Genomic DNA, 25,403 nt, shown 5'->3' on the forward strand with positions numbered 1-25,403 from the left:
ATGCTATACCTTTTTATAGCAAACGTATAAGCTGATCAATGACATAAGCTGCACAACACGGATAACTGGATATGACAAGCCCTGATAAAAAAACCGCTGCGACCCCTGCAAAGGACAATGCCAAAGAACCATCTAAGACAGCTACTGGCAAGGCCACAACTAAAAAAAGCGCGGCTGACAAACAAAGTGGACTACTGAGCAGTATTTTGGAGCGTGCCACCAAGTCAGGCATTGGTCGCAGAAAGTTGGATCCGCAGGCAGTAGAAAGCGATGTGACCAAAAACATGACTCAAAAAATGCAAAAAGACCCTGCTAAACTACGCTTGGCCTTTTTGGGCGGTGGCAGCTTTGGTACCGCGATGGCCAACCTTGCCGCACGTAACGGTTGTGATACCACTTTATGGGTACGCAACAAGCGCACAGTCAGATCCATGACCAAGCTGCATATGAACAAAAAATACCTTCCGGGTCATAAGCTCGATGAGCGGTTGAAATACAGCCATGACCTTGAGGCAACGGTGAAAGACAAAGACATTATTTTTGTCGCCGTGCCCAGCTTGGCCTTTCGTGAGACATTAAAGAATATCGCGCCCTTTATCACGGGTCAGTCGATTGTCTCGCTCACTAAGGGGATGGAAAAAGACACTTTTGCCTTGATGAGCGATATCATCAGACAAGAGCTGCCAGAGGTTAATTTTGGTGTCATGTCAGGGCCAAACCTTGCCATCGAAATCATGAAAAACATGCCGTCAGCCACAGTGATCGCCAGTGACTCAGAGCCCCTGCGTCACGCCGTACAGGCCGCGCTGCACAGTGCTTTTTTTCGCGTGTTTGCCAGTGATGATATTCGCGGCGTCGAGCTTGGCGGCGCGCTCAAAAATATTTATGCCATTGCCATGGGGATGGCTGCCGCCTACGATGTGGGCGAAAACACCAAAGCCATGCTCTTAACCCGCGCGCTTGCTGAGATGAGCCGCTTTGGGGTAGAGACGGGTGCCAATCCGCTGACCTTTTTGGGGCTATCAGGTGTCGGTGATTTGTATGCCACCTGTAGCTCAGAGTTAAGCCGCAACTACCGCATTGGTGCGATGCTTGGCCGTGGTATGACGATTGATGCGGCCATCAAAAAATTGGGTCAGACGGCTGAAGGCGTCAACACCATTCAGCAGGTACACGAAAAGGCCAGCAAAGAAGGCATTTATATGCCCATCACCCATGCCCTATATGCGGTCATCTATGAAGACAAGGCGGCGCTTGGTGTGGCACTACACTTGATGGAGGCAGGGTTCCGCAGTGATGTTGAGTTCGTGATGCCGCATGATCACAGCAACGCCGAGCTGACTGCGCAGATGCAGGCAACCAGCTATGATGAAGCGGCAGAAAAAGCAGAAGATTCGACAAAAAAAGTTGCCAAGTCTGCTACACCTGACGCCACATTCGATGATAACAATAATGCTCAAGACCAAAACTTAGAATAAGACACGTCATCATATGACACGGTCAACTTGGTACCTGTGCATACAGAAGACAAACCATAAAGGACGGTTATGAAACTGATATTAATGCGCCACGGACAAGCAGAAGACGAGACGCGCCCTGACAGTGCGCGCCAGCTGACAGACTATGGCAAGCAGCAAGCCGCGCAAACAGCCGAATATCTTGCTGCTCACTATATCCCCGATCATTTTGTAGTCAGCCCCTACGATCGAGCGCAGCAGACCCTCGCGGTATTGCGTGCCGCGCTACCTGAAGGGGAGGTTAGCGTACAAGACAACATCACGCCAGGAGATGATGCACGTACCGCTGTCACCGCCCTGGCGGATATTGAGAGTAACTGCTTGGTGGTGGTGTGTCATATGTCTATCGTGGCGCATATTGCCAGCTTCTTGACAGGTGACTATCCTGAGTCCTTTGCACTTGCCGAAGCGCGCGTGTTTGAGCTGGATTTTATGCTCTCAGCGATGGCAACCGAGGTTGATCGTTTTGTACCCATGCAGCCGCATTGAGACTTATATTTCTCCTTGCCTTGATGGGATAACTGACCCAGTTAGAGATAAGCATGATAGTATGCAGGCAAACCACAGACATGGTATAGACATAGGTATTGGTGGTTGTGATCATCAGTACCCTTTTCATATTTGGCCATAGACAATCGGCATAAGTCATAAGGACGCGTTTGGTGTTATACGTTTGGTTACGCTCACAGCACAGCCCATTAGCTGTGTGGCACACGGATACAAAGCAGTGGCAAGCGGTCGATAGCTGGCAGCAGCTACAGGATATTTATGGCATTCATGGAAAAAAGAGCGTGTGCTTATATTTCCCAAGTAGCCATTTGCTGCAAGTCACCAGTGGCTTAAGTGCTACTCAGCTCAAGCAGCTGGGCAGCAGCGGTAAGCAATATTTATTTGAAGAGCTGTCTATCGCGCCTGCTGATCAGCTGTTGGTGCGCCAAGTTGGACAGGGCAATACGCATCACCTATATGCTTTGGCTCAAGCGGATATTGACGCGTGGCAACAAAGCGCACAGCTGGCAGGACTGAGCGTGCAAGCCTTTTTGCCTGATTTTTTACTGTTGCCCAGCCCAATTGAAAATGAGGGTGCCGATCAGCAAGTGACCTTATATCAAGATGACCAGACCATGCTGATCAGACAATCTGAGCAGCAAGGTCTGGCTGTCAGTTACTTGCCACTGATACTTGAGCGCCTGCCACAACTGACTGAAATCGGCAAGTTACCGGCTATCGACCTGTCTATAGACAACATGATGGACATAGCCGCTGCCGCTCCACTTGCTGCGCTGGCAGATAATGCGACTACTAATGGTATGAATGATGACATGACGGCTATGCTGGCGGCGCGTCAGATAACCTTGACCATGATGTCTGCAACGCCAACCCCCGTTCATACACCTGAGCGGCACGCCCTCAATTTTTTTACCAAAACCACGGACTCGCAGTTGTCGCCTTATTTGCGTGTGGCGATGATGGTTGCGCTTTCAGCATTAGTACTACAGATGGCCACTGACGCGCTGCAAGTCTATCGCTACGAGCAAGCCGCTACTGCCACCCAAAGCGCCATTGCCGCCCAATATGAGTCATGGTTTCCAAATGAGCCGCTAAGCTTGCGCACCAAACTGCAAGTACAGCTACAGCCAAAATTGCGGGTGGACAGTCAAAATGCCAGCCCGCATATGGCGGCTTTGGCAAAGATATCTCCTTTGATCAAACAATCTACGCTCAAAGCGCAAGCACTCACTATCGAGCCATCGGCACTTAGATTTACTTTGATTGCGCCTGATCGTGGCAGTTTGGATCAATTTGCCAGTACGCTTAGCGCCCAAGGCCTTAGCGCCAGCCTAGAGCGAGTCAACAGTGATGATGCAGGTCAGTTTAGCGGGCAGATCAGCGTCAATGTGGCTACTGATAGCGCTACCCAAGCAGCGCCAGCAGCGTCTTAATCTGATGGTTATCAAGGATAAATGATGAAGATATTACAGCGCCGCAGCAAAATGATCAGTCCTGATGCGGTCGATAGCTTATCGGCCAAGGTCAGCGTCTCGCAGCAGCAACTATGGTCGCGTTGGCAATCCCTCCCATCCAGAGATCAGCTGGCACTGGTGATATTGATGGTATTTTTGTTGGTATTGGTGGGTGGTTATGGAGGCTATAGCGTGCACCAAGCGGCTAAAGCCAGCGAGGCCGACTATCAAGAGCAAGTGGCCGATTATTTTTGGTTGCGCGCGCAGGCAGGTAATATGGACAGTAATGCGCTCAGTGCTGCCCAAGATGGCAATGCACCGCCGCCTGCTACCCGCGTCAATAACACACTGAGCAGTGCAGGGGTTACCAATGCGCAAGTGATTGCAACGGGTAATGCGGTACAGTTGAGCTTTACTCATAATAGTCAGGCAATCGCCAGCGCTGCTTTGGGCAAACTTGAGGCGCAAGGTTGGCAGTTCACGCAATTATCCATGCAGCAAGAGGCACTCACCAAAGCCATGCAAGTACGAGCCACCGTCAGCAGGTGATGAGGGAGTTGTTTATCACCCCATCATCGTCATTTATACGCAATGCCGTAACACGATAGACAAGTTGGCGACTAACCTTGGTGTCTTGATACCAAACAGGCCATAAAAGCATACGCTTGAAAAACCTCTTTAGCGTTACCATAAAAAAGTAAACAAAGTAAGACACAAGATTCACCATACATCATGGTATGAATGAGCACAAACGTATAGGAGTAACACGAGCGCATGACAGACAGACAGCTACAAACCCGAGATCGCGGTTTAATGACTTATAATCATGTCACTTATCTGCTCTATGTGGTCAGTTATTTTACTGCAGGCTTACTGTGGATCGTACCGATTATTATGAACTACGCCAAGCGCGGTGATGCTCATAATACATGGCTCGCCACTCATTTTGATTGGCAGATTAAGACCTTTTGGTATGGTATCGTACTGTTCGCAATTGGCGGTATACTGTTGGCGTTTGCTTTTGGCGGTTTGGGTATCAGTATATTTGCAGACAGTGGTAACTTAGCCATCGGTTCGGTATTGCTGGCTGGTTTGGGTATGATGATTATGGTGTTTACCTTTATATGGCATTTGTACCGTATCATCCGCGGTTGGATTGCCCTTGCTGATCAGCGACCAGTGCCGTAATGAGCAAATCAAAGTTAGCGCTGATCGGTCGCCATCTGATCCTGTGTATGAAACTTTGGTCTTCTTTCTGTTAAGCTGATATAATCGCAGCGCTTTAATTTATTCACGCTTTTTTCTCATCAGGGTTTATCGTCATTATGTCCTACGCCTTACTTCGACCTTTTTTATTTAAGATGGACCCTGAGCACGCTCATGATATGACGCTGTCCTTATTGGACAAGGCGAATAAGGCTCATGCTTTGGGCTTGGTATACGGTCAGTCGATGCAGCCAACCGACTGCATGGGGCTACAATTTGCTAACCCTGTAGGCTTAGCAGCGGGTTTGGACAAAAATGGTGAATATATTGACGCGCTTGCCGAGCTTGGTTTTGGTTTTATCGAAGTGGGCACAGTGACCCCTAAGCCGCAAGTGGGCAATGACAAACCGCGATTGTTTCGACTCAAGCAAGCTGATGCTATCATCAATCGCATGGGGTTTAACAACCACGGCGTAGATTATCTGATCGACAATGTTCAGCGCTGCAAATACAAAGGCAATATCGGTATCAATATTGGCAAAAATGCAGCCACGCCTGTCGAAAACGCTGCAGACGACTATGTCTATTGCCTAGAGCGCGTGTATCCGCATGCTTCTTATATCACAGTAAACATCTCCTCACCCAACACCAAAAACCTGCGTGATCTGCAAAGCGGCGATGCCTTAACCCAGCTTTTGGCTGCGATTAAAAACCGTCATAGTCAGCTTGCGACTGAATATGGATTTTACGTACCCTTGGTGCTTAAAGTCGCCCCCGATTTAGAGCCAGTACAAGTCGATTACATCGCTAAGCAACTGCTTGATTTTGAAATTGATGGCCTTATTGCGACCAATACCACCTTAAGCCGCGTTGGTGTTGAAGACTTAGAAGACGGCCAGCAAACAGGTGGTCTGTCAGGTCGTCCAGTCAGTCACATCAGTACCCAAATTTTGCAGCAGTTCTCAGACCAGTTAGAGGACAAAGTCACTTTGATCGGAGTGGGTGGTATTGATAGTGGCGCTAAAGCGGTGAAAAAAATCAAAGCAGGGGCAGACATGGTGCAGTTGTATACAGGGCTGATTTATCGCGGGCCTGGACTGGTGCAGTCTTGTATTCAAGCCATTGGCGGTTATTATGATGCTTTAGACGGTCAGCTTGAATGATCCTATTCACTGATAAGTGTGCCTTTTTGCAATCGATAGCGGAGCGCCAAGTATGAGTGGTCTGGATATGGTTATCGCTGCTGTGGTCTTGATTGGTTTGTGGCGCGGCTTTCAAGTTGGCTTGATCAAAACCGCGGTCGGCCTGATGGGCTGGTTTATTGCCTTGATTGCTGCCACTCAGTTGGCTGGAGATATTGCTCCGCAATTGGCGGGTATCGTTCAAAACTCGGTGCTGCAGATGGCGCTGGCGTTTTTGCTGGTCGTGGTCGTGGTGCTGGCTCTTATGCATATCGTCGCCGCAGTGTTTGCAGGCGTGCTCAAAACCTTAAAGCTGGGCGCAGTAGATAAGCTGGCTGGCGGCGTGTTGGGTGCGGCCAAAAACGTGTTGATGGTACTGGTGATACTCAGTGTGAGCGCGCCGTTATTGGTGCAACTGCCGCAATGGCAAACGTCTGTGCTAGCGCCTGAGCTATTACCATACGCACCGATGGCAAAAACCTTGGCATCCGACATGTTAGGCGTTGCTTGGGAGCAAATAAATCAATCATAGCCCTTGATAGAACAGTCAGCAGCACTATTTAAGCAAAACTGTTTTATGGGTTGTCAAAGCAGTATCTTTATCTTTACAATCGCATATTTTTATTATCATCAAAGATTCGTGTTAGCAAGCGAAGTTGTCAGGTTGTCAATCATGATGCGCAGTTGGCTTATGATAGGCAGCCGTTGTATTACTAATGTATGGTCTAAAATAGGACATAGCTATGTGTGGAGTCGTTGGGGTTGCAGCTCATGAGCCAGTCAACCAAATTCTTTATGATGCCTTAACCATGTTACAACATCGCGGTCAAGATGCGGCAGGTATTGTGACCTTACAAGATGGACGCTTATACCTACGTAAAGAAAACGGCATGGTACGTGATGTGTTTATGACTCGTCACATGCTCAGATTGGTCGGTAAATTTGGTATCGGTCACGTCCGTTATCCGACAGCAGGTACGTCAAGCAGTGCTGAAGCGCAGCCATTTTATGTCAACTCTCCTTACGGCATCACGCTTGCCCATAATGGTAACTTGACCAATGCTGAAAGCTTGGCCAAATCGCTATACCAAGAAGACCGCCGTCACCTAAACACCGATTCAGATTCAGAAGTATTGCTCAATGTGCTGGCGCATGAGATGCAAAACCTCAATAAAACGCACCCAACGGCGAGCGATATCTTCCAAGCGGTATCTGCGGTATATCAGCGTGTCGAAGGCGCTTATGGCGTGGTGGCCTTGATCACAGGTCATGGTCTATTGGCGTTTCGAGATCCAAACGGTATTCGCCCGCTGATCTTTGGTAAGCGCATGTCAGAAAATGGCGGCACCGAATATATGGTCGCCTCAGAGTCAGTTGCTTTGACGGGTTCAGGTTTTAGCATCGTGCGTGATGTCAAACCAGGCGAAGCCATTTTTATCGATCTTGATCATAAGCTGCATACTTACCAGTGTGTTGAGCCAAAAGAATACACGCCGTGCATGTTTGAATATGTGTATTTTGCACGTCCAGATTCTATTATGGACAACATCTCAGTTTATAAATCACGCCTGCGCATGGGTGAAAAGCTGGCTGACAAAATTCTCGCAGAGTGGGGCGAGGATCACGATATTGATGTCGTTATTCCAATTCCAGACACGTCGCGTACCTCAGCGATGGAATTGGCACTAAAAATGAATGTCAAATACCGTGAAGGGTTTATGAAAAACCGTTATATCGGTCGTACCTTCATCATGCCGGGTCAGCAGCAGCGCAAAAAATCGGTACGTCAAAAGCTAAGCGCCGTACCATTAGAGTTCAAAGGCAAAAATGTTTTGCTGGTGGATGATTCTATTGTTCGTGGTACCACATGCCATGAAATCATCCAAATGGCACGTGATGCAGGCGCGAAAAAAGTATTTTTCGCCAGCGCGTCGCCACCGGTCAAATACCCGAACGTTTATGGCATTGACATGCCAGTACGCACCGAGCTGATCGCTTCAGGCCATAGCGTGGAAGAAGTACGTGAAATCATCGGCGCTGATCGCTTGATTTTCCAAGACCTAGATGACTTGGTAGAAGCCGTTAAAGACACCAAGCACAGCCGCGTTGAAGGCTTTGATTGCGCCGTATTCAATGGCTGCTACATCACTGGGCAGATCAACGAAGCGTATCTGGATCAGTTGCAAGAGCAGCGCAATGATACGGCCAAGACTGGTAAAAAAGGCGTACAAGTGGTGTCTGACACACCAGTTGATATGGTTGGCGTCGATGAAGCGTAGCGTTTAAGCACAAACAAAGACAGCATTTACAAAAGGCCAGACTCGCTTATGAGTCTGGTCTTTTTAGGTATGTCACAGAATCAGTTAAGGATTTGCGGTAATAGCCAGAGCAAGCCGTTAATCGCCGCAATGCCAGCCACCATACTGATCAGTAACTGACGACTGATATGATAAATCAATAACACCAATACCAAAGCCCCGCACTGCGCCAGCAGTATATGTAGGGCAGGGTCTTGCCACGCTACGGCTAAAGATAAGTCTTGATATGACAAACTGGTGATGATCAGTAGCGTCAATACTGACAGTGGCAGACTCTCATTTAAGCGATGCAGCCACGGCTTATCCAAAATAGCTCTTGGAATCAAGGCAGGTGAGGCGCGGGTCACAAAAGTCACGGCAGCCATGGCAAACGTGGCGATAATCAAATAACTACTGTCCATGGGTACCTCCAGCTGTTTGTGCGCTTTGCCACCAGCCGCGCGCCATGATCAGCAGCATACAAATGGCAATCGCGACCAGTAGCAGCCAGTTGGTAGTCAACGTAGATGCCACCACCACAGAGACGCAGGCGATAACAATGGGAAAATAGCGCTTGATGCTATTGAACTGCTCATACGCCAAAATCGCAAACAAACAAATCAAGGCAAAATCCAAATGCGGCACCAAATCGCTCAGCGCGGTACCAATCATCCCGCCAACAAGGGTTGCCAGTACCCACCAGCTTTGGTTAAAGAAACTGATCGGCAATATCAGCGCTTGGCGTGCTTGAGTAGGTAAACTGGTCAACACTGAAAAGGTTTCATCAGTTAAGGCAAATAAACAGTAGGTGCGGGCGATTTTATGCTGTGGCAGATACTGTAGCAGCGGCATCGCATAAAAGATATGGCGCAAGTTAATGGCGGCGATGTTGGTGGCGATACTACCAATAGGTAAGCCTGCACTGAGCATGGGCAAGCAGGCATATTGCGCTGCGCCTGCATAGAGTACGATGCTTAACATCATGCTCGCCCATAAGGGTACACCAGCGACTTGTGCCAGCACGCCAAAGGCGATACCAGCGGGCAAGTAGCCCATAGCGACAGGAATGCTTTTTTTAAAGCCCTCGGCCCAGTGTGAGCTTGTTTGTGTCTGCTCATTAGAGTAAGTGTTCACGGTATATCCTGAATGTTTACGATATAAATAGTTATATGCTTATGTTGGGGGATGATCAGAGTATGCCCCTACTTCAAACGTGTATCACTAAATGGGCTAAAAATGGCTAAATCTGTGCCAAATGGCGTCAAATAGCTGATCAATATCTCGATATTGTTTGCGCTATTTTCCTTGTTTGTCTGCGACCTATCTCATTTTTATTACCATTTTTAAAATAGGGATACGCCCTAATGCTGCGGTTGCAGGCGTTCATAAAGCCCTGTTTTTTGTGCACGGTACAAAAAGGCAGCCAAAATAAATAAGCGCAGCAATAACAGTGCCCATACGCTCAGCCAAATGCCAGTGATGTCCCACTGCTGATACAGCACCCAGCTGAGTGGAAAAAAGATCAGCGCCAATATCAGCGCCGCATTGCGAATCACCCGTCCAGCAGTCAGACCAAAGAAGATTCCATCGAGCCAATATGCACCCACGCCAATCAAAGGCAGTAAGATGGCGTAGATTTGATAGCGCGAAGCCAATTCAAAAACAGGAGTGATATTGGTCATCAACTGCAAATACATTGGCATCACCAGCCACCAAATGAGGCTCAGCGCGATGGCCAGTGCATAACTGACGATACCTGTACGCTTGATAATCACGCGAAATCGTATCCAATCGCGGCGGCCTGCGGCTTGGCCACTGAGCGTCTCAGCAGATACGGCGACCCCATCAAGCGCAAAAGCTGAAATACTGAGTACCTGCAATAGTATGGCATTGGCTGCCAGTACCAAGTCACCGCTTTGTGCCGATAAGCGAGTGATCCAAGCAAAACTGACGGTCAAAATGAGCGTGCGAATAAAAATGTCTTTATTTAAAGAAAATAGCCTAAGCATTTTATCTTTAGTAAAGTGCTTAGCGTCGGTGCTAAAAAATGCGACCCATGAGAGCTGCAAATGCTGACGACCAAGCCACAATGCTAAGACCACACCCAGCCAAAAAGCAATGGTTGTACCGAGCGCCACACCCGCCAGACCCATTTGCATGCCGTAAACAAAAAACAAGGTCAGTATGATATTAACGACCGCGATAAAGCCTTGCTGATAAAGCATATAGCGAGTCTTGCCTTGACCTGCAAACCAGCCTATAAAGGCGAAATTCATCAGCTCAGCAATCACGCCCCAAAAACGAACGTCCAAATAGCGCTGCGCAGCGACACTGCTGGCAGGGTTGGCAGATAGTGCTTGCAAACCAAACTCAATCAGCCAAGGCTTTGCCAGTAGCAAGACCAGTCCAATACCAGCGGCGAGCAACAATGCACGCTGCAAAATAGACAACAACGTCTGCGCGGCGGTAGTGATCTGACCATCTTCGCTCATTTTGCCCAGTGCCTGCGCGGACAAACCTGAAGAGGCATACTGCAAAAAATTAAAGCTGACCAGTATCAAGGATAACAGCTGTATCGCAAGACCCATACCCGCAAGTTTGGCCGCATCGTTCATATTACCAACAATAGCCGTATCAATGAGACTTTGTAACGGCATGGCCAGATTGGCCAAAATCACGGGTACTGCGATGGCAATGATGCGGGCATAACGGGTATCAATCGGTGAGGTGGTAGACGTGGAGGCAGGAGCAGACATAATAAATCGCTTAACTGGCAAATAAAAACAAGACCCATTACTCTATCATGTGTTTGGTCAGTTGAGACCACTATTGTTAGGTTATAGGCGCTATTATCAGCAAAAGTAAAAAGATAGGAGTCATAAAAACCAAAAGCACCCAATAGCTGAGTGCTTTTGTTGAAATCTTAACGGTCGATACTGTGCGTATGGCGATGCTAAAGCAGCGACCTGTCAATAGATAACCGTCAAAGGTTATTCTTGCTCATACATCTTAGGGTCATTGAAAGTAACAATTTCTTCTTCAAATTCAGGCTTGACCTTCACCACAAAGTCATCGCGTGATAAACCCATGCTGAGCGGGATAGAGCTTGCGATATACACTGATGAATACGTACCGGCAAGCAAACCAATAAACAGTGCCACAGAGAACCAGTATAGACCATCGCCGCCTAAGAACAACATGGCGAGTACCACCAGTAAGACCGTTGAGATGGTCATAATGGTACGGCGTAGGGTTTCTGTGAGTGACAAATCAATCGTCTGGCGTGGGCTGATACCACGTACACGGCGGAAGTTTTCACGAATGCGGTCATAAACCACGATGGTATCGTTCAATGAATAACCAATCAAGGCCAAGATCGCGGCTAACACCGTTAAGTCAAAAGGAAAACCAAATAGCGCGAACACACCGACGGTGACAATGGTGTCATGGAACAGTGCGACCACAGCGCCCAAAGCAAGTTTGAACTGGAAGCGCAGCGCCACATAGCCCAGCATACACGTTAATGCCAGTGCTAGTGCCATCACTGAGTTGAGGTAAACCTCATTACCAACTTGGCTACCAATGATATTGACGTTGCTGATGTCTGCGTTGTTATTTGGCAGATCAAGGGCTTTGTCGAGTGAGTCGTTTAGCCCGTCAACGTTATCTGACTGCGGTGGCAGACGAACCAGCATGTCTTGGTTGGTACCCAGATACTGCACCACGGCATCATCAAAGCCACTTTTAGCCAAGGCACTGACCACTTCGGTTTGCTCGACAGGCTGCTCATAGGTAACATCCGCTGAGACGCCACCAGTAAAATCAAGCCCTAAGTTGAGACCATTAACGGCGATCGCAATGATGCTGCCAATGATAAGGAAAATAGATAGCAACCCCATTGGTTTTTCTATTTTCATAAATGGGATAATACGTTGATTGCCAATAGCCTTGATGCCGCCCTCCGCTTTAGCAGCGACATCATCAGCATGATCGAACGACTCGTCACTGCCTGTGGCCACTTGCGGAGTCTGTGTGGCTGGGACTTGATCGCTATCTTGCTGGCGCGCACGCTTGGCCGCGTTATTATTGGCTTGGCTGTTGCTACCTTTGCCGTTACGACGTGGTTTACCACGACCACGGCGTCTGTTATTGCCGTCTGAACCGCCACCTGAGCCGTTACGATCAGGCGTATTTTGCTGCTCTGGGGGATTGTTTTGTTCAATCGCCATGTTTTTTCTCCTAGCCGATGCTCAAACGTTTGATAGATTTACGCTTACCGTACGCTATTTGTACCAGCGCGCGCGTCACCAAAATGGCGGTAAACAATGAGCTGACGATACCAATGGCCAAGGTAATGGCAAAGCCTTTGATTGGGCCTGTACCAATTGCAAACAGGATAAACGCAACCAATAACGTGGTGATATTGGCGTCAAAGATACTACTAAAGGCGCGATCAAAACCAGCAACAATCGCAGACTTGGGTCGTACGTCGTTTGCCAGCTCTTCACGTATCCGCTCAAAAATCAGCACGTTGGCATCAACTGCCATACCAATGGTCAGTACAATACCCGCGATACCTGGCAGGGTCAGTGATGAGCCGAGGATCGACATGATTGATACCATGATGATCACGTTGATGGCTAGGGCAATGTTGGCCACCAAACCAAACAGACGATAAAAAATGATCATAAAAATGAAGACGAGTAAGTAACCCACTTGGGTTGAAAATAAGCCTTTATCGATATTTTCTTGACCGAGTGATGGACCAATAGTGCGCTCTTCAACAAAATACATCGGTGCTGCCAGTGCGCCTGAGCGAAGCAGCAGCGCCAGCTCAGCCGATTCTGCATTACTATCAAGACCAGTAATGCGGAACGATGAGCCTAGCACCGCTTGAATATTAGCGCGGTTGATGACTTTAGTTTCTGCATACGGTGTGCGGATCTCTTTAGTCTCGCCTGTCTCAGGATCTTCTTCATAGGTGATTTTTTGCTTGTTTTCAATAAACAATACTGCCATTTGCTGGCCGACTGCAGTACGCGTGGCGTTTTGCATCAGCTTGCCGCCAGCACTGTCTAGCGTGATGTTGACCTCAGGACGGCCACTTTCATCAAGGCTGGTCTGAGCATTGGTGACTTTATCACCCGTCACGATCGCTTGGCGTTCGAGCAGCACAGGTTGACCATCTAGAGATTTGAATGGGAAGGCTTCTGTACCTGCAGGTGGAATGCCGCCCATGTAATCTTCGCTTTCCTCTGCGACCATGCGAAATTCAAGATTGGCCGTACGGCCAAGTACCCGCTTGGCTTCAGCAGTATCTTGTACGCCGGGTAGCTCAACGACGATGCGGTTTGCGCCTTGTGATTGCACCAAGGCTTCAGCAACGCCAAGCTCATTAATGCGGTTACGTAGGGTGGTCAAGTTTTGGTTGACTGCATAACTGTTGAGCTCATCAAGCGTGGCATCGTTGTAGCTTAGGATAAGCGCTGGACCTTGATCATCAATCGATGATTGCAAGTCAAACCTTGTACCCATTGAGCCCTGCAAAATGTTTTGCGCGCGGTTACGGCTATCAGTATCGGCAAAATGTAGCACAATGCCTTGTGTTTCTGTTTTGATACCTTTGACCGCTACTTTTTCGCTGCGCAATTCACGGCGTACATCGCGGCTGGCACTGTTTAGACGCTGCTCAAGTGCCTTGTTCATATCGACTTCTAGTACAAAGCGCACGCCGCCACGTAAGTCCAAGCCCAATTTCATAGGTTTGGCACCAATATCGCGCAACCATTGCGGGGTGGTCTGGGCAAGGTTGAGCGCCACCACATAGTCGTCGCCCAAGTTTTTACGCAGTACAGACTGCGCTTTTAGCTGTTCGACTGAGTTATCAAGGCGAACCAGTGCACTGTTGCCCTCAAACGTACCGTCATGATAGTTGACTCCGGCGTCATCAAGCAGATCTTGAGACTGCGTCAAGATACCTTCAGACAACTGAGTACCAGCAGCGGAACTCGTAATCTGTACCGCAGGTTCATCAGGATAGAGATTGGGCGCAGCATACAGACCAGCGATGATCAGCACGACAGCGATGAGTAAGTATTTCCAAGCGGGATATTGCATAATCACTTCTTAAAGTTGATAAAATACTGGCAACGCAGGCCACAGATTGGCAGATGAGAAGTTAGCGCTTGCAATCAGTCGCTACTGTGAGCATCCGCTATGATAATCGCGCGTAAAACTGATCCGTCATAAAACGATGACAAGGGGTGGAGATAGGGCACTTAGATAGTGCAGTTTGTCATAAGCTCAATGCAAAAAATGACCGCAAATGGATAACGGTCATTTGATTTGGCACAGTTATCGATATGACGCAGATAAAGACGCGTTCTACGTTGCGCTTAAGGCCATAAGCTTTGGGCGCAAACGTACTGACAATTATACGCTTTCGATCGTGCCAGCGGGCAATACTGAAATAACAGCCGCGCGCTGGATTTTGATATCATTGTTTTTATTGAGACTGATGACGGCATAGTCGCCTTCGATTCTTTCAATACGGCCCATCAAGCCACCAGCAAAAATGACTTCATTGCCAACTTTCAATGAGTTGACCATAGCACGGTGCTCTTTGGTACGCTTTGATTGAGGACGAATAACCAAAAAGTAAAAAACGGCAAAGAAGGCAACTGGTAATAGGAGTTGACCGAACTGTTCCATATCTCTCTCTCAATATATGATAGGTAAAAATAAAATTAGACGCATAGTAACAAAAAATCCCACACTTGGTAACTGTTAATCCTAGGTGTGCCATATTTTTCTTATCATGCGCTGCTATTAGCAGATAGATGGGTACAACTGTGTCAGGATTCAATGAATACTCAATTTTATAAGAAGTACTTGAATATAAAGGCAATCAGACACAGATATTACCAGCATCATCAGGCGATTATTTGTCCGGATAATCGCGCTGGTGGGGCACTGCATCTTGTTGTTAAATACTCATATCAATGATAATATCAGACGGTCATATGTATCATCCTATATGGTCGCCTGTAGTGATTCTCTCATTCTCTTTTTTTAATTATTTTAATTAGGTTACCTGACTTGTTACCGACTTTTTTGCTTGCTTCTCGCTTATCTCGTCCGCGCGCTTATCGTAAGGCAGCATCTACCAAACCTCCCCCGACGATGTCCGCGTTTTTGCGCATGAATAAGGCTGGGCGACTAACGGCGCTGCTGTTTTTATTTGCTCCTTATACGGCTTGGGCGGCTGATACCCCCGAAGCCACCACTGCCAATGTGTTGATGCTGATTGGTTTTGTCAGTATGGCGATTGGCTTATCCTTTATCTGCTCAATGGCAGAGTCTGTGCTCCTCAGCATGACCCCCTCTTATATTGCTGATGTGCAAGAGACCAACCCCAAAAAAGCCAAGATGCTCAAGCGTTTAAAGCAAGACAGCGTTGATCAATCTTTGGCCGCTATTTTGACCTTAAATACCATTGCCAACACGTTAGGTTCTATTGGCGCAGGGGCGCAGGCAACCATTGTATTTGGTAGTGCATGGTTTGGCTTATTTTCTGCTTTAATGACCCTTGGTATTTTGACGTTTTCTGAGATCATCCCCAAAACATTAGGTACGGTATATTGGCGTCAGCTCAGTGGGCCCGTGGCCTATTTTGTGCGTTTTGTGATTGTGATTTTATACCCGCTTATTTGGTTATCTGAGCGTTTGACCAAGTTTTTGGTGCGTGGTAAAGAAACGGATGTCTTTAGTCGCCGCGAATTTGCAGCGCTGGCAAGTATTGGTGAAGAGGCGGGGCAGATTGATCCGCTAGAGTCGCGTATCATTCGCAACCTTTTGGCATTTGGCGCTATCAAGGTTGAAGATATCATGACTCCGCGCTCGGTGATGCTTGCCTTTGAGCAAACCAAAACCGTCTCTGAACTCTTGGTCGATCGTCCAAGATTGACGTTTTCGCGCTTGCCTATTTATGATGGTGATCTTGATAACATCACCGGCTTCGTTCTCAAGACGGACATGCTGCTGGCAAAAGTCAATCATGCCATGCATAAGCCGCTCACTCAGTTTCAACGTGAGATCAGTTTTGTGTTCTCAAAAATGAAGTTGTTCGATTTGCTCGATTTGATGCTCAAAAATCGGATTCATATTGCCATTGCGGTTGGTGAGTACGGTGAGGTTAAGGGTCTGGTCACGTTAGAAGACGTGTTTGAAACCCTGCTGGGTCTTGAAATTGTCGACGAAATCGACCGCGTAGAGGACATGCAGGCGCTAGCGCGGCAGATGATGGATAAGCGGGTTGAGCGTTTGGGCATGCGTCTTGATGACGATGAGCATTATGATGACCAAGTAGAGCCAAAAACCTAATACTGGCGTGATGTGACAGGAATGTGGCTATCACGGCGATGCTGTAATAAAAGCACATGCAATAATGACACATGGCGTTACATGACTGTGAGTATTTAATGCTACGCTAGGGTAGATAGGCTGATGTTGCTGCGTTATTATCGGTATCGCATCAATACGGATAACGCGCTAAGTAACAGTCATTTGCCCGACAAAGGCAAATGAGCAAAGACAATAACAACACAGCGTAGAATGGGTGTTTAAAATCCACGTTAAGGATAATTATGAAACGTATTTGTAATAAAAGGTTATTGGCACTGGTATTAAAAGGTGCTACCGCAGGTGCGTTAGTAGCGGCTGTCAGTGCCGTCTCTGTGAGTGCGCAAGCGGCGTCAATGACTGAAGACTTGGTACAAAACTACGCCGATGCCATGAAGTCGGCAGCTAACAGCCAAGACATCAATAAAGTCTCGGCATTGGTGTCTGATGAGGCGCTGATTTCTTTATCCAGAAAAGGCAAATCGACCAGTCTTGATAAAGATGGTTATCTTAAACTGTTACAAAGAAGCTGGAACCAGACTTCAGACTATCAGTACAATATTAGCGTCGATAATGTCGTCACTTCAGGCTCACAAGCCAAGGCCAATGTAAATACGGTTGAACGCTGGGTCAAAGATGGCAAAAATGTGTCGTTTGTTACCTCATCGCGAGTCACCTTGACACTAGCGACAGGCAACGCGGTATTGTTGCGCGCCGTATCCCAAGTTACTATTGATTAGTCAACGCTTGATTAACCAGCGCTGACTCAGGCCGACTGATCTTAAGCGCCTGTTAGCCATATCAGATAGAAACGATCCCTCATCCGACAGATATAGATAAGGATAGTTTTTATCTGCATCGGCCTATTATACTGCCACTCCATTTTATCTCCATACATACCTGCCGTTAGGAAATTGCCATTACCATGTCTACTGTGCTATCAACTTCTCGCTATTTTATTGCTTTGCCATTAACGTTAGCAGTATCAACGCTGCTACTGAGTGCCTGTAGTAATACTTCGGCAGTCAAAAACACCAGCATGACCAACCGTACGCCTGTCATCACCAAACGACCGACCAGCAAGCCGACGACGCCAGCGCGTCAGACCAGCGGCGACGACTATTCGACTGCATATTTGGATGCTGAAAGCTTAGATGAGCTTGCTGACTTGCTCGAAGCGAACGATATGGCCATGGTTGAAGATAATAAGCTGGCCATTCAGCAGTATGGTGACTTGTGGAACCGTTTGCGTGCAGGTTACCGTATGAACGGTGGTCAGCCCATCTATAATCAGCGTATTGAGGGGCAAAAGAGTTGGTTTACCAGCAGGCAAGATTATCTAAACCGTTTGACGGCGCGTGCCAGTCGCTATATTTACCATACAGTGAGAGAGGCTGAACGTCGTAATATCCCGACAGAGCTTGCGTTGTTGCCAGTGATCGAGAGTTCCTATGATCCAAGCGGTACCAGTAGTGCGGCGGCGGCAGGTCTATGGCAATTTATCCCAAGTACAGGCCGTATCTATGGTTTGAACCAGAGCAGCACCTATGATGGTCGCCGTGATGTCATCGAATCAACGCGCGCCGCTTATGACTTCTTAACGGCGTTGCATAATCAATTTGGTAGTTGGGAGCTTGCGCTAGCCGCTTATAACGCAGGTCCAGGCCGTGTGCAAAGAGCCATAGACGCCAATGCTGCGCGCGGTTTGCCAACCGATTTCTGGTCATTGAAACTGCCGACTGAAACGATGAACTATGTCCCTCGTTTCCTAGCGGTCGCTGAGATCGTGGCCAAACCTGAACAGTATGGGGTGTACCTGCCAGCGATTGCCAACCGTCAGCATTTTCGTAGTGTGCCCGTCAACTATGGTGTTAGCTTGTCTGAGGTATCACAGCTTACAGGCGTGTCTTATGACGAATTGGAGCGTCTAAATACCGCATTAACCTCAGGACGAGTAGATTCTTCGGGGCCGCAGCGTATTATTATTCCTAATGATGTCAGCGTTAACGCAGATGCCAAGCTGAGCTTACTGCGCGGTAACGGCACCAGCAACGTAGTGACTGCTGGCGCGGTGCCCAGCAACCAAACTAGCCCCTCAGCCCCCAGTAGCAGTAGTCCAAGTTATAATAGCAAGCCGTATCCCAGCTCATCGTTACCGACGACAGGTCAAGGCTTAGCGGAATACGCTGCTAGTGCTAGCGTTCCGCAGCAAACCACCAGTTATATCAGTCCCAACACCACGCCCAGCAACAGCTCTGTCTACAGTAGTAGCGCACCTGTGCCAAGTGAACCGCCGATCACCAGTCGCGAGACCAGCCGTATCAACGCAGAGCTAAAAGAGAGCAATAGTTTGCCGACCACCTCTGCCCAGATCACTCAAAACAACACCATTATTCAAGAGCCACCGCTCAGTAGAGCAGAGCGTGACTTCATTGCCAAACAAATTCAGACTCAAACTCCTGAAGAAAACGTGGTCAGTGCCATTGATGGTAATATTAAGTTGTCTGCCATCCAAACGCAGCAGTCAATATTAGAAGCCAGTGGTAAAGAGAAAAAGCTCAGCTTTGCCAGTAGTGCCAACACTCGCACCAAACCACAAGGTGATCGCAGCACCTATACAGTAAAACGTGGTGATACCTTATCGAACATCGCAAGCCGAGCAGGTGTGAGCTGGCGTGATATTGCACAGTGGAACCAGATCGACCCTAGTGCCAGCTTATTTGCAGGCAGCACCTTGTATCTCTATAACGCCAAACCCATCGCGCCACTGAGCACTGCCAGTAGCGCGAACAGTTCAAGCAATACGCCAAGCCAACCTGAAAGTTATATTGTGCAATCAGGAGACACGCTCATTGGTACAGCCAACCGCTTTGGTCTGTCAGTGACCCAGCTGGCAACCTATAACAATTTGAGCAGCCGTGCCGATTTGCTCCGTGGCCAAAAACTGTGGTTAGTTCCGGGCAAGGTAAAAGCACCTGCTAGCACCCCTGCAGCGTCAAGTTCAGCATCTAGTAGCAGCAATAGTAGCGACACCAAAACGAAAAACTATAAAGTTCAATCTGGTGATGGTTTGATCGCTTTGGCGCGCCAGTTTAACGTCAGTACGGATACCTTGGCACGCTTAAACGGTATCAGTACAACTGATAATTTATATGTTGGTCAAACGCTCAAAGTGCCTGCAGATGCTGACCTCAGTGCGCCGAGCAGAAGCACTCCGACACGTAGCAGTACATCAAGCAGCTCAGTGGCGACCAGTAAGTATACGGTCAAATCTGGCGATACCTTGATCGGCATTGCCAATCGTCTTGGTATGAGTGCTGCCGAAGTGGCTGCAGTCAATAGCCGCTTTGATGCCAATGCTCGCCTGCAACGTGGCCAGAGTATTAATGTGCCTGCGAGTAAGAGTCAAGTAGATCGTCAGCTTAATAATCAATCGGTCAGCTACAAGATACAATCAGGCGATACGCTAACAGGCGTGGCCAGACGCTACAATATTCCGCTCAGTGACTTGGCTGCTGCAAACGAACTGAATACAAACTCTAATTTGATTTTGGGTCGCAGTATCACGATTCCGGCAGCAGGGAGCAGCGCGAGTACCAGCAGTACGAGTACATCGAGCAGTAATAGTAGCAGTGCCAGTAGCGCCAGCAGTAATGGTAAAGTGCTCAGCAACACCGAAAGCTACAAAGTTCAATCAGGTGATGGCCTCATTATGCTGGCACGTCGTCTTGGCGTCTCAGTTGAAGACTTGGCCGCGACCAATAATATAGCGACCAATGCACAGCTTCAGCGTGGTCAAACCATTAAGGTGCCTAAAGCGACTGTCAGTTATACAGTCGCCTCAGGTGACAGCTTGATTGGTCTGGCTCGCAAGTATGGGGTGTCTACCAAAGCGCTTGCCGATATGAACAATATCGCTGCCGATACCATGCTCCAGCGTGGACAGCGTTTGACCGTACCGAATCGTTAATGGCGTCAGATACGCTGAACCGCCTTCAATACAGACATTTTCGGATGTGACACAAAAAAAGCTGCGCTTAGCTAAGCGCAGCTTTTTTATGGCGTCAGTATGGCTAAGTCGGCTTAGACCATTTGCGTTTTCATGGTTTCCAAATAGCTTCGGATATTGCTGACGTAGTGCATACACTGGGTATAGCGGCTATTGCTGGCTTGATGTTCTGATAGGTAGGCATAAACGTTCGCCCAGCTGTTTTCATCAATATTAGCAGCGGCCAGTTTGCGCTGGATACGCTTAACCGCATTGGGGCCCATATTGTAAGCGGCGAGTGCAAACCAAAGCCGATCGGTCTTTGGCACGTCAGCAAACTCGGTTTTCATCTGTTCCAAATAGCGCGCACCGCCACTGATGCTTTGATTGGGGTCGATACGGTTAGAGATACCCATTGCCTTGGCGGTATTGTTGGTTAGCATCATCAGGCCGCGCACTCCAGTGGGCGATACAGCATTGGCATCAAGGTGCGATTCCTGATAACCCATAGCCACCAGCAGCTCCCAATCATGGTTATACGTTTGTGCTTGTTCTTCAAACGATGCCTGATAATTTGGCAATTCCTTGGTAAGCGTTTCTTTAAAATGCTTCTGGCTATAGGCATCTTTAATAAGGTTTTGATTGTAAAATGCGGCCATTTTTTGCGTGTTGTCGAGCCGAATATTGTCACACAAAAAATAACTGGCTTTTTTTGCCAGTGCGTCATCTGCTTGCTGAAAGCTCCAACTCACTTTAGGGTGCAGGCCATTGCTGGTTAGGCTGCTGTCATAGCCGCAGCTGAGATTGACCGACGCCATATCCATACGGCTTTTAAGTCGCGTGCTGGCAGTAGTCAGCGCCATATCTGCTGCCCCCAGCTCAACCGCGCGCAGTGCATCTGCGGTATTGGCATAAGCCTTTAGCGTGATATCTACTCCGAGCTCGTCCGCATATTGGCGAGCCAAATCAAAGCCAAAACCATGCTGAAAACCGTCGGTAGCAAAATAAGTGCTGTCGCCCGGCACAGCGGCCACAGTCAAATTTTGACGTAGCATGACCTGATCATAAGTAGGTACCAAAGTGTTCATTGTTGTCAGGCTCTCAGCAGGTAATGAGAGCAAGGCAATACTGGATACTTGTATCAAAGCTTTGGTCTTGCCAAAGCGTGATGTAGAAGTAGCAGACGGGTAGTCCATAGCTGGACGTTTTTTGCTTCGGAATAAATAAGAAATACGGCGTTTGGCCCCTCGTGCTAACAATGGTACACGATAAGTAATACGCTGCATGCTGTCTCCTAATGATCGCCATCCTGCCTACAGCCATGACAACCGATATCATGGCGTTATTATCGGCCTGATCCGTGTTGCGTCAAGGTGCGCAAAAACAGCCAATCGTACAAAAATAGCGGCTATCTAACGCAGATAGGGTCATGAAAAAGTTATGAGAATTTGATGATACAAAAGCTTCTGTTACGATAACCTGCAATAATCGCGCCATAATCAATAAAGCACCTTTATCACAAGTACATGGTCACAGACCAAATCATCATTTGCGTATCTGGCAGGCATTGCAAACATCGTCACAACAAACGGTTATCCGTATGTTGCTTGGCGTGAATGACATACCACGCTTAGCGTATAGAAGCTATACTGGCTTATTTGAAGTCTCTGTAATAAGCCAAACTTCGCGCCATAACTGGAGGCTATAGTGGATAAAAAGTTTCATGACAAAACATTTTGTTACCATACTATATAGGGATAAACACCCTATTATTCAAGTTATTTTAATAATAGGGTAATAAAACTTAACAATTGAGTGGTAATGACAGAGGTAGATCGAGGGTTGGGGGCTGTTCAGTGATTAAGGGGGGCTGGTATTTGCTAAGCAGGATTGGCAATATCGACAAAGGTGACTGAGATACCAAAATGTTCAGCAACCTTTTCTCCCAGTTTTTGAATACCGCCGCGCTCAGTGGCATGATGGCCGCAAGCAAAGTAATCAATACCAAGCTCACGGGCGCTGTGCGTGGTGCGCTCAGAAATCTCACCAGAGAGATAAGCGTCACAGCCCATAGCGGCAGCCTGATCGATCATGTCTTGCGCGCCGCCTGTACACAGACCCACACGAGTGATGAGTCTTTGGGGCTGGTTCTCGGTTTTGGCGTCATCGTCTATGTTAGATGCTGCGATATGTAGCGGCGTGCGTCCCAATGCTTGCTCAATGGTATGAGCAAAGTCCTGCGCATTTTGCGGCGCGCAGGTCGCGACATTGCCGACTGGGTGCGCCTCATGCGGATAGAGACCACCTGTGATGGTCAACCCCAACATCTCAGCAAGCGCGGCATTGTTGCCAATCTCTGGATGGGCATCAAGTGGCAAGTGATAAGCGATGAGCGAAATACCATGCTGCATCAGTTTGCGCACGCGTCGACCTTTCATACCGACCAGTGGCTCAGGCTCACCTTTCCAAAAATATCCATGATGAACCATAATGGCATCCGCCTTAGCATCGATCGCCGCATCGATCAGTGCCTCACAAGCGGTCACCCCCGTAACGATATGGGTGATGGGGCGACCACCATCGACTTGTAGCCCATTTGGGCAGTAGTCTTTAAAGGCCGCGCTGGATAAATACTCATCGCAAAATTGGGTCAGGTGCTGAGCCGTTAAGCTGGTATCGCTATTATCAGTGTGCATATGATTCTCTTTATTATTCAAATTCGGCAATCTCATCGAAAGGCACTTTGTTGTGAATGTGCATGGTTGTGAATGTGCATGGATAGGAACGCTTCGGAACGTTAAGTAATGGTGCAAAATATCAAAAGATGATGTCAATCATCATTGTGTCTATCGTAACATAATCTAGCAAAAAGCCCGATAACTTCAATAACTGAAATGGTACACGATGCTTGGTTATTTCGGCGCTAGGGCCGCTATAATAAGGCGTAGCGTCTACTTGAGTGCGCTGTCTTACCATGTATTAGAGCGTTTTCCATCATTTGTATCGAGGTTTTTGTATGTCGTTATTCCCAAATACCAATAAAAAGGCTCCATTTTTGCAGTGGTTACCTTGGCTGTTACTGGTTGCAGTGATTGCCGTATCGGTTTGGGTGTTTGTGAGTATGAAGACCGAGTCAGAGGCCACATGGGAGCCGCCGAGGACGCCGCCCGAGCAAGTGACTGCACCCGTATCGGATACGCCGCCTGCCATCGCGTCATATCATGATGCCGTGGCGCGCGCATCGCAATCGGTGGTCAATATCTATACCACCCAGACCATGTCTGAGCATCCTTATATGGATGACCCCGTATTGCGCCGTTTTTTTGAGTTTCATAATGGCGTACCACAAGATCAGAATCAAGGTGCAACCAACTTGGGCTCAGGTGTTATCGTGTCAGAGGATGGCTATATCGTCACCAATGCTCACGTGGTCGAAAAGGCCGATGAAATTACCGTGGCGCTAAGCGATGGCCGTAAAAGCCGTGCCAAAGTCATCGGTACCGATCCTGATAGTGACTTAGCAGTGATTAAGGTTGATATGACGGGGCTGACGCCACTGGGTTTCCGTGAAGATCCTATCCGCGTGGGCGATTTGGCCTTGGCAATTGGTAACCCGTTTGGGGTGGGTCAGACGGTGACACAAGGCATTATCTCGGCCACAGGTCGTACAGGGCTTGGCGTCAATAAGTTTGAAGACTTTATCCAGACCGATGCGGCGATCAATCCAGGCAACTCAGGCGGTGCGCTGGTCGATGCGCGTGGTGAGCTGGTGGGTATCAACACCGTGATTTTCTCAAAATCTGGCGGCTCAATGGGTATCGGCTTTGCCATTCCAACGGCGCTGGTTGAGCAGGTGATGACAGCCCTTATCAAAGATGGGCGCGTCAGTCGCGGCTGGCTGGGCATTGAGATTCAATCACAGCTGCGCGATCCCACTCGTCTTGAAACGTCAACAGGCGTGGAGGTGATGAACGTTATCCCAGAAGGGCCAGCCGCAAAAAGTGGTTTAAAAATGGGCGATGTCATCTTGAGCATCGATGGTGTCGAAATGACTGATGCCAATACGTTAGTGCAATACGTTGCGCGTAAATCGCCAAATACTGAGCTTGATGCACAGATCCTACGCAATGGCAAAAATGCGCAGGTTAAAATCCTACTCACAGAGCGCCCAGCGCAGGAAGAAGTGGTGGTACCGACCTTGATTGAAGGTGAGCGTTTTGAAGAAGACCCTAACTATCAGGGCGAAGCGCAAGATGTGCCAATGATGTCTGACGAAGAGCGTTTACGCTTACGCGAAGAATTGCTACAACTGTTTGAACGTAATGGCGCACCGCAGCCACAATAATCCAATGGCAATCAGTGCTGAATGGGGGCTATTACACACAGTCAACGCTAAATAATAATGATTTATCATCATGAATACACTCGATTAAACAGTATGGTTGCGTTATCGGATGCACTATATAAATAAAAAGCGCGCTCTATCATCAGAGCGCGCTTTTTATGGCCTATTTGAAAACGATCGCTTTCAAATCACCATTGTCAGTCGAACATCATCTCATGATTGATATGAATAAAGCCTTTAACACGGCAACAGCAAGGTAGTATTTCGTCATCATCAATCATCGCCAATGGTATGCGCGTATACTCCACCTCGTGCGAGCTTGACACACGCTGCACGCGGCAACTGCCACAATAACCCTCGCGGCATTGATAATTGACATCATGTCCAGTACGCAGCAGTCCATCAAGCAGAGTCTCGTCGTCGTGCAAATAAAAGCGCTGTTTACTGGTAATCACCCAAGTCATCATGTCTCCTACGGTACTTATGTTAAAAGGTACGATATCAA

Annotated in this window: 21 protein-coding genes; 12 read left to right on the top strand and 9 right to left on the bottom strand. The window is 48.1% G+C overall.

The features are described 5' to 3' along the window. Nucleotides 1-71: 71 nt before the first annotated feature. The 8 genes from ACFI32_RS09465 to purF all read left to right on the top strand — a co-directional run bounded on the left by ACFI32_RS09465 (nt 72) and on the right by purF (nt 8,147). Entirely contained in the window at nt 72-1,478 is a 1,407-nt protein-coding gene (locus ACFI32_RS09465) for an NAD(P)H-dependent glycerol-3-phosphate dehydrogenase (protein WP_462626317.1), read from the top strand. Between the two features lie 69 nt (nt 1,479-1,547). After that, a complete protein-coding gene (sixA, locus tag ACFI32_RS09470) occupies nt 1,548-2,006 on the top strand; it encodes a phosphohistidine phosphatase SixA (protein ID WP_462626318.1) in 459 nt (152 codons plus the stop codon). A gap of 173 nt (nt 2,007-2,179) precedes the next feature. Continuing rightward, a complete protein-coding gene (gene gspL / locus ACFI32_RS09475; RefSeq protein WP_462626320.1) occupies nt 2,180-3,460 on the top strand; it encodes a type II secretion system protein GspL in 1,281 nt (426 codons plus the stop codon). 24 nt (nt 3,461-3,484) lie between these two features. Beyond that, nucleotides 3,485-4,030 (top strand): type II secretion system protein GspM, encoded by a 546-nt coding sequence (gene gspM, locus ACFI32_RS09480; protein WP_462626321.1) that lies wholly within the window; start codon nt 3,485-3,487, stop codon nt 4,028-4,030. A gap of 225 nt (nt 4,031-4,255) precedes the next feature. After that, nucleotides 4,256-4,669 carry a DUF4870 family protein gene (locus ACFI32_RS09485; RefSeq protein ID WP_462626323.1) on the top strand — a complete coding sequence of 138 codons (414 nt, stop codon included), beginning with the start codon at nt 4,256-4,258 and terminating at the stop codon, nt 4,667-4,669. 137 nt (nt 4,670-4,806) lie between these two features. Beyond that, the gene (locus tag ACFI32_RS09490; RefSeq protein ID WP_462626325.1) at nt 4,807-5,850 is read left to right on the top strand and encodes a quinone-dependent dihydroorotate dehydrogenase; all 1,044 of its coding nucleotides are present in this window, start codon (nt 4,807-4,809) and stop codon (nt 5,848-5,850) included. A gap of 52 nt (nt 5,851-5,902) precedes the next feature. Continuing rightward, nucleotides 5,903-6,400, top strand: a complete 498-nt coding sequence (locus ACFI32_RS09495; protein WP_462626327.1) for a CvpA family protein — start codon at nt 5,903-5,905, stop codon at nt 6,398-6,400. A 211-nt stretch (nt 6,401-6,611) separates the two neighbouring features. Then, a complete protein-coding gene (gene purF / locus ACFI32_RS09500; protein WP_462626328.1) occupies nt 6,612-8,147 on the top strand; it encodes an amidophosphoribosyltransferase in 1,536 nt (511 codons plus the stop codon). An 80-nt stretch (nt 8,148-8,227) separates the two neighbouring features. Here the strand turns inward: purF and ACFI32_RS09505 are convergent, their stop codons facing one another. The 6 genes from ACFI32_RS09505 to yajC all read right to left on the bottom strand — a co-directional run bounded on the left by ACFI32_RS09505 (nt 8,228) and on the right by yajC (nt 14,876). Then, nucleotides 8,228-8,587 carry an AzlD domain-containing protein gene (locus ACFI32_RS09505; RefSeq protein WP_462626330.1) on the bottom strand — a complete coding sequence of 120 codons (360 nt, stop codon included), beginning with the start codon at nt 8,585-8,587 and terminating at the stop codon, nt 8,228-8,230. Beyond that, nucleotides 8,577-9,299, bottom strand: coding sequence for an AzlC family ABC transporter permease (locus ACFI32_RS09510; protein ID WP_462626332.1), 723 nt, complete (start codon nt 9,297-9,299; stop codon nt 8,577-8,579). Before ACFI32_RS09510 ends, ACFI32_RS09505 begins: the two co-directional genes overlap by 11 nt. A gap of 227 nt (nt 9,300-9,526) precedes the next feature. After that, nucleotides 9,527-10,921, bottom strand: a complete 1,395-nt coding sequence (locus ACFI32_RS09515; RefSeq protein ID WP_462626333.1) for an MATE family efflux transporter — start codon at nt 10,919-10,921, stop codon at nt 9,527-9,529. A 234-nt stretch (nt 10,922-11,155) separates the two neighbouring features. Then, complete coding sequence (gene secF, locus ACFI32_RS09520) at nt 11,156-12,394, bottom strand: protein translocase subunit SecF (protein ID WP_462626335.1); 1,239 nt, start codon at nt 12,392-12,394, stop codon at nt 11,156-11,158. Between the two features lie 10 nt (nt 12,395-12,404). Next, entirely contained in the window at nt 12,405-14,282 is a 1,878-nt protein-coding gene (secD, locus tag ACFI32_RS09525) for a protein translocase subunit SecD (RefSeq protein WP_462626337.1), read from the bottom strand. A 315-nt stretch (nt 14,283-14,597) separates the two neighbouring features. Next, entirely contained in the window at nt 14,598-14,876 is a 279-nt protein-coding gene (gene yajC / locus ACFI32_RS09530; protein WP_462626339.1) for a preprotein translocase subunit YajC, read from the bottom strand. Nucleotides 14,877-15,347: 471 nt separating this feature from the next. On the opposite strand from yajC, the gene ACFI32_RS09535 reads away from it, so the two are divergent. From ACFI32_RS09535 to ACFI32_RS09545, 3 genes are all read left to right on the top strand, one after another. Further along, nucleotides 15,348-16,547, top strand: coding sequence for a hemolysin family protein (locus ACFI32_RS09535; protein ID WP_462626408.1), 1,200 nt, complete (start codon nt 15,348-15,350; stop codon nt 16,545-16,547). Nucleotides 16,548-16,810: 263 nt separating this feature from the next. Continuing rightward, the gene (locus tag ACFI32_RS09540; protein WP_462626341.1) at nt 16,811-17,305 is read left to right on the top strand and encodes a hypothetical protein; all 495 of its coding nucleotides are present in this window, start codon (nt 16,811-16,813) and stop codon (nt 17,303-17,305) included. Between the two features lie 185 nt (nt 17,306-17,490). After that, complete coding sequence (locus tag ACFI32_RS09545; RefSeq protein WP_462626343.1) at nt 17,491-20,535, top strand: lytic transglycosylase; 3,045 nt, start codon at nt 17,491-17,493, stop codon at nt 20,533-20,535. A gap of 113 nt (nt 20,536-20,648) precedes the next feature. Here ACFI32_RS09545 and ACFI32_RS09550 read toward each other — a convergent pair whose 3' ends face one another. Together ACFI32_RS09550 and ACFI32_RS09555 are read right to left on the bottom strand one after the other, a co-directional pair. Then, nucleotides 20,649-21,839: a transglycosylase SLT domain-containing protein gene (locus ACFI32_RS09550; RefSeq protein WP_462626345.1), complete on the bottom strand. Its 1,191-nt coding sequence runs from the start codon at nt 21,837-21,839 to the stop codon at nt 20,649-20,651. A 594-nt stretch (nt 21,840-22,433) separates the two neighbouring features. After that, nucleotides 22,434-23,249 (bottom strand): Nif3-like dinuclear metal center hexameric protein, encoded by an 816-nt coding sequence (locus tag ACFI32_RS09555; protein ID WP_462626347.1) that lies wholly within the window; start codon nt 23,247-23,249, stop codon nt 22,434-22,436. Between the two features lie 320 nt (nt 23,250-23,569). Between ACFI32_RS09555 and ACFI32_RS09560 the strand changes: the two genes are divergently transcribed. After that, nucleotides 23,570-24,898, top strand: a complete 1,329-nt coding sequence (locus ACFI32_RS09560; RefSeq protein ID WP_462626349.1) for a S1C family serine protease — start codon at nt 23,570-23,572, stop codon at nt 24,896-24,898. Between the two features lie 197 nt (nt 24,899-25,095). Here the strand turns inward: ACFI32_RS09560 and yfaE are convergent, their stop codons facing one another. After that, nucleotides 25,096-25,362, bottom strand: a complete 267-nt coding sequence (gene yfaE / locus ACFI32_RS09565; protein WP_462626351.1) for a class I ribonucleotide reductase maintenance protein YfaE — start codon at nt 25,360-25,362, stop codon at nt 25,096-25,098. Nucleotides 25,363-25,403: the final 41 nt, after the last annotated feature.

Source organism: Psychrobacter sp. PSi21, from assembly GCF_054960615.1.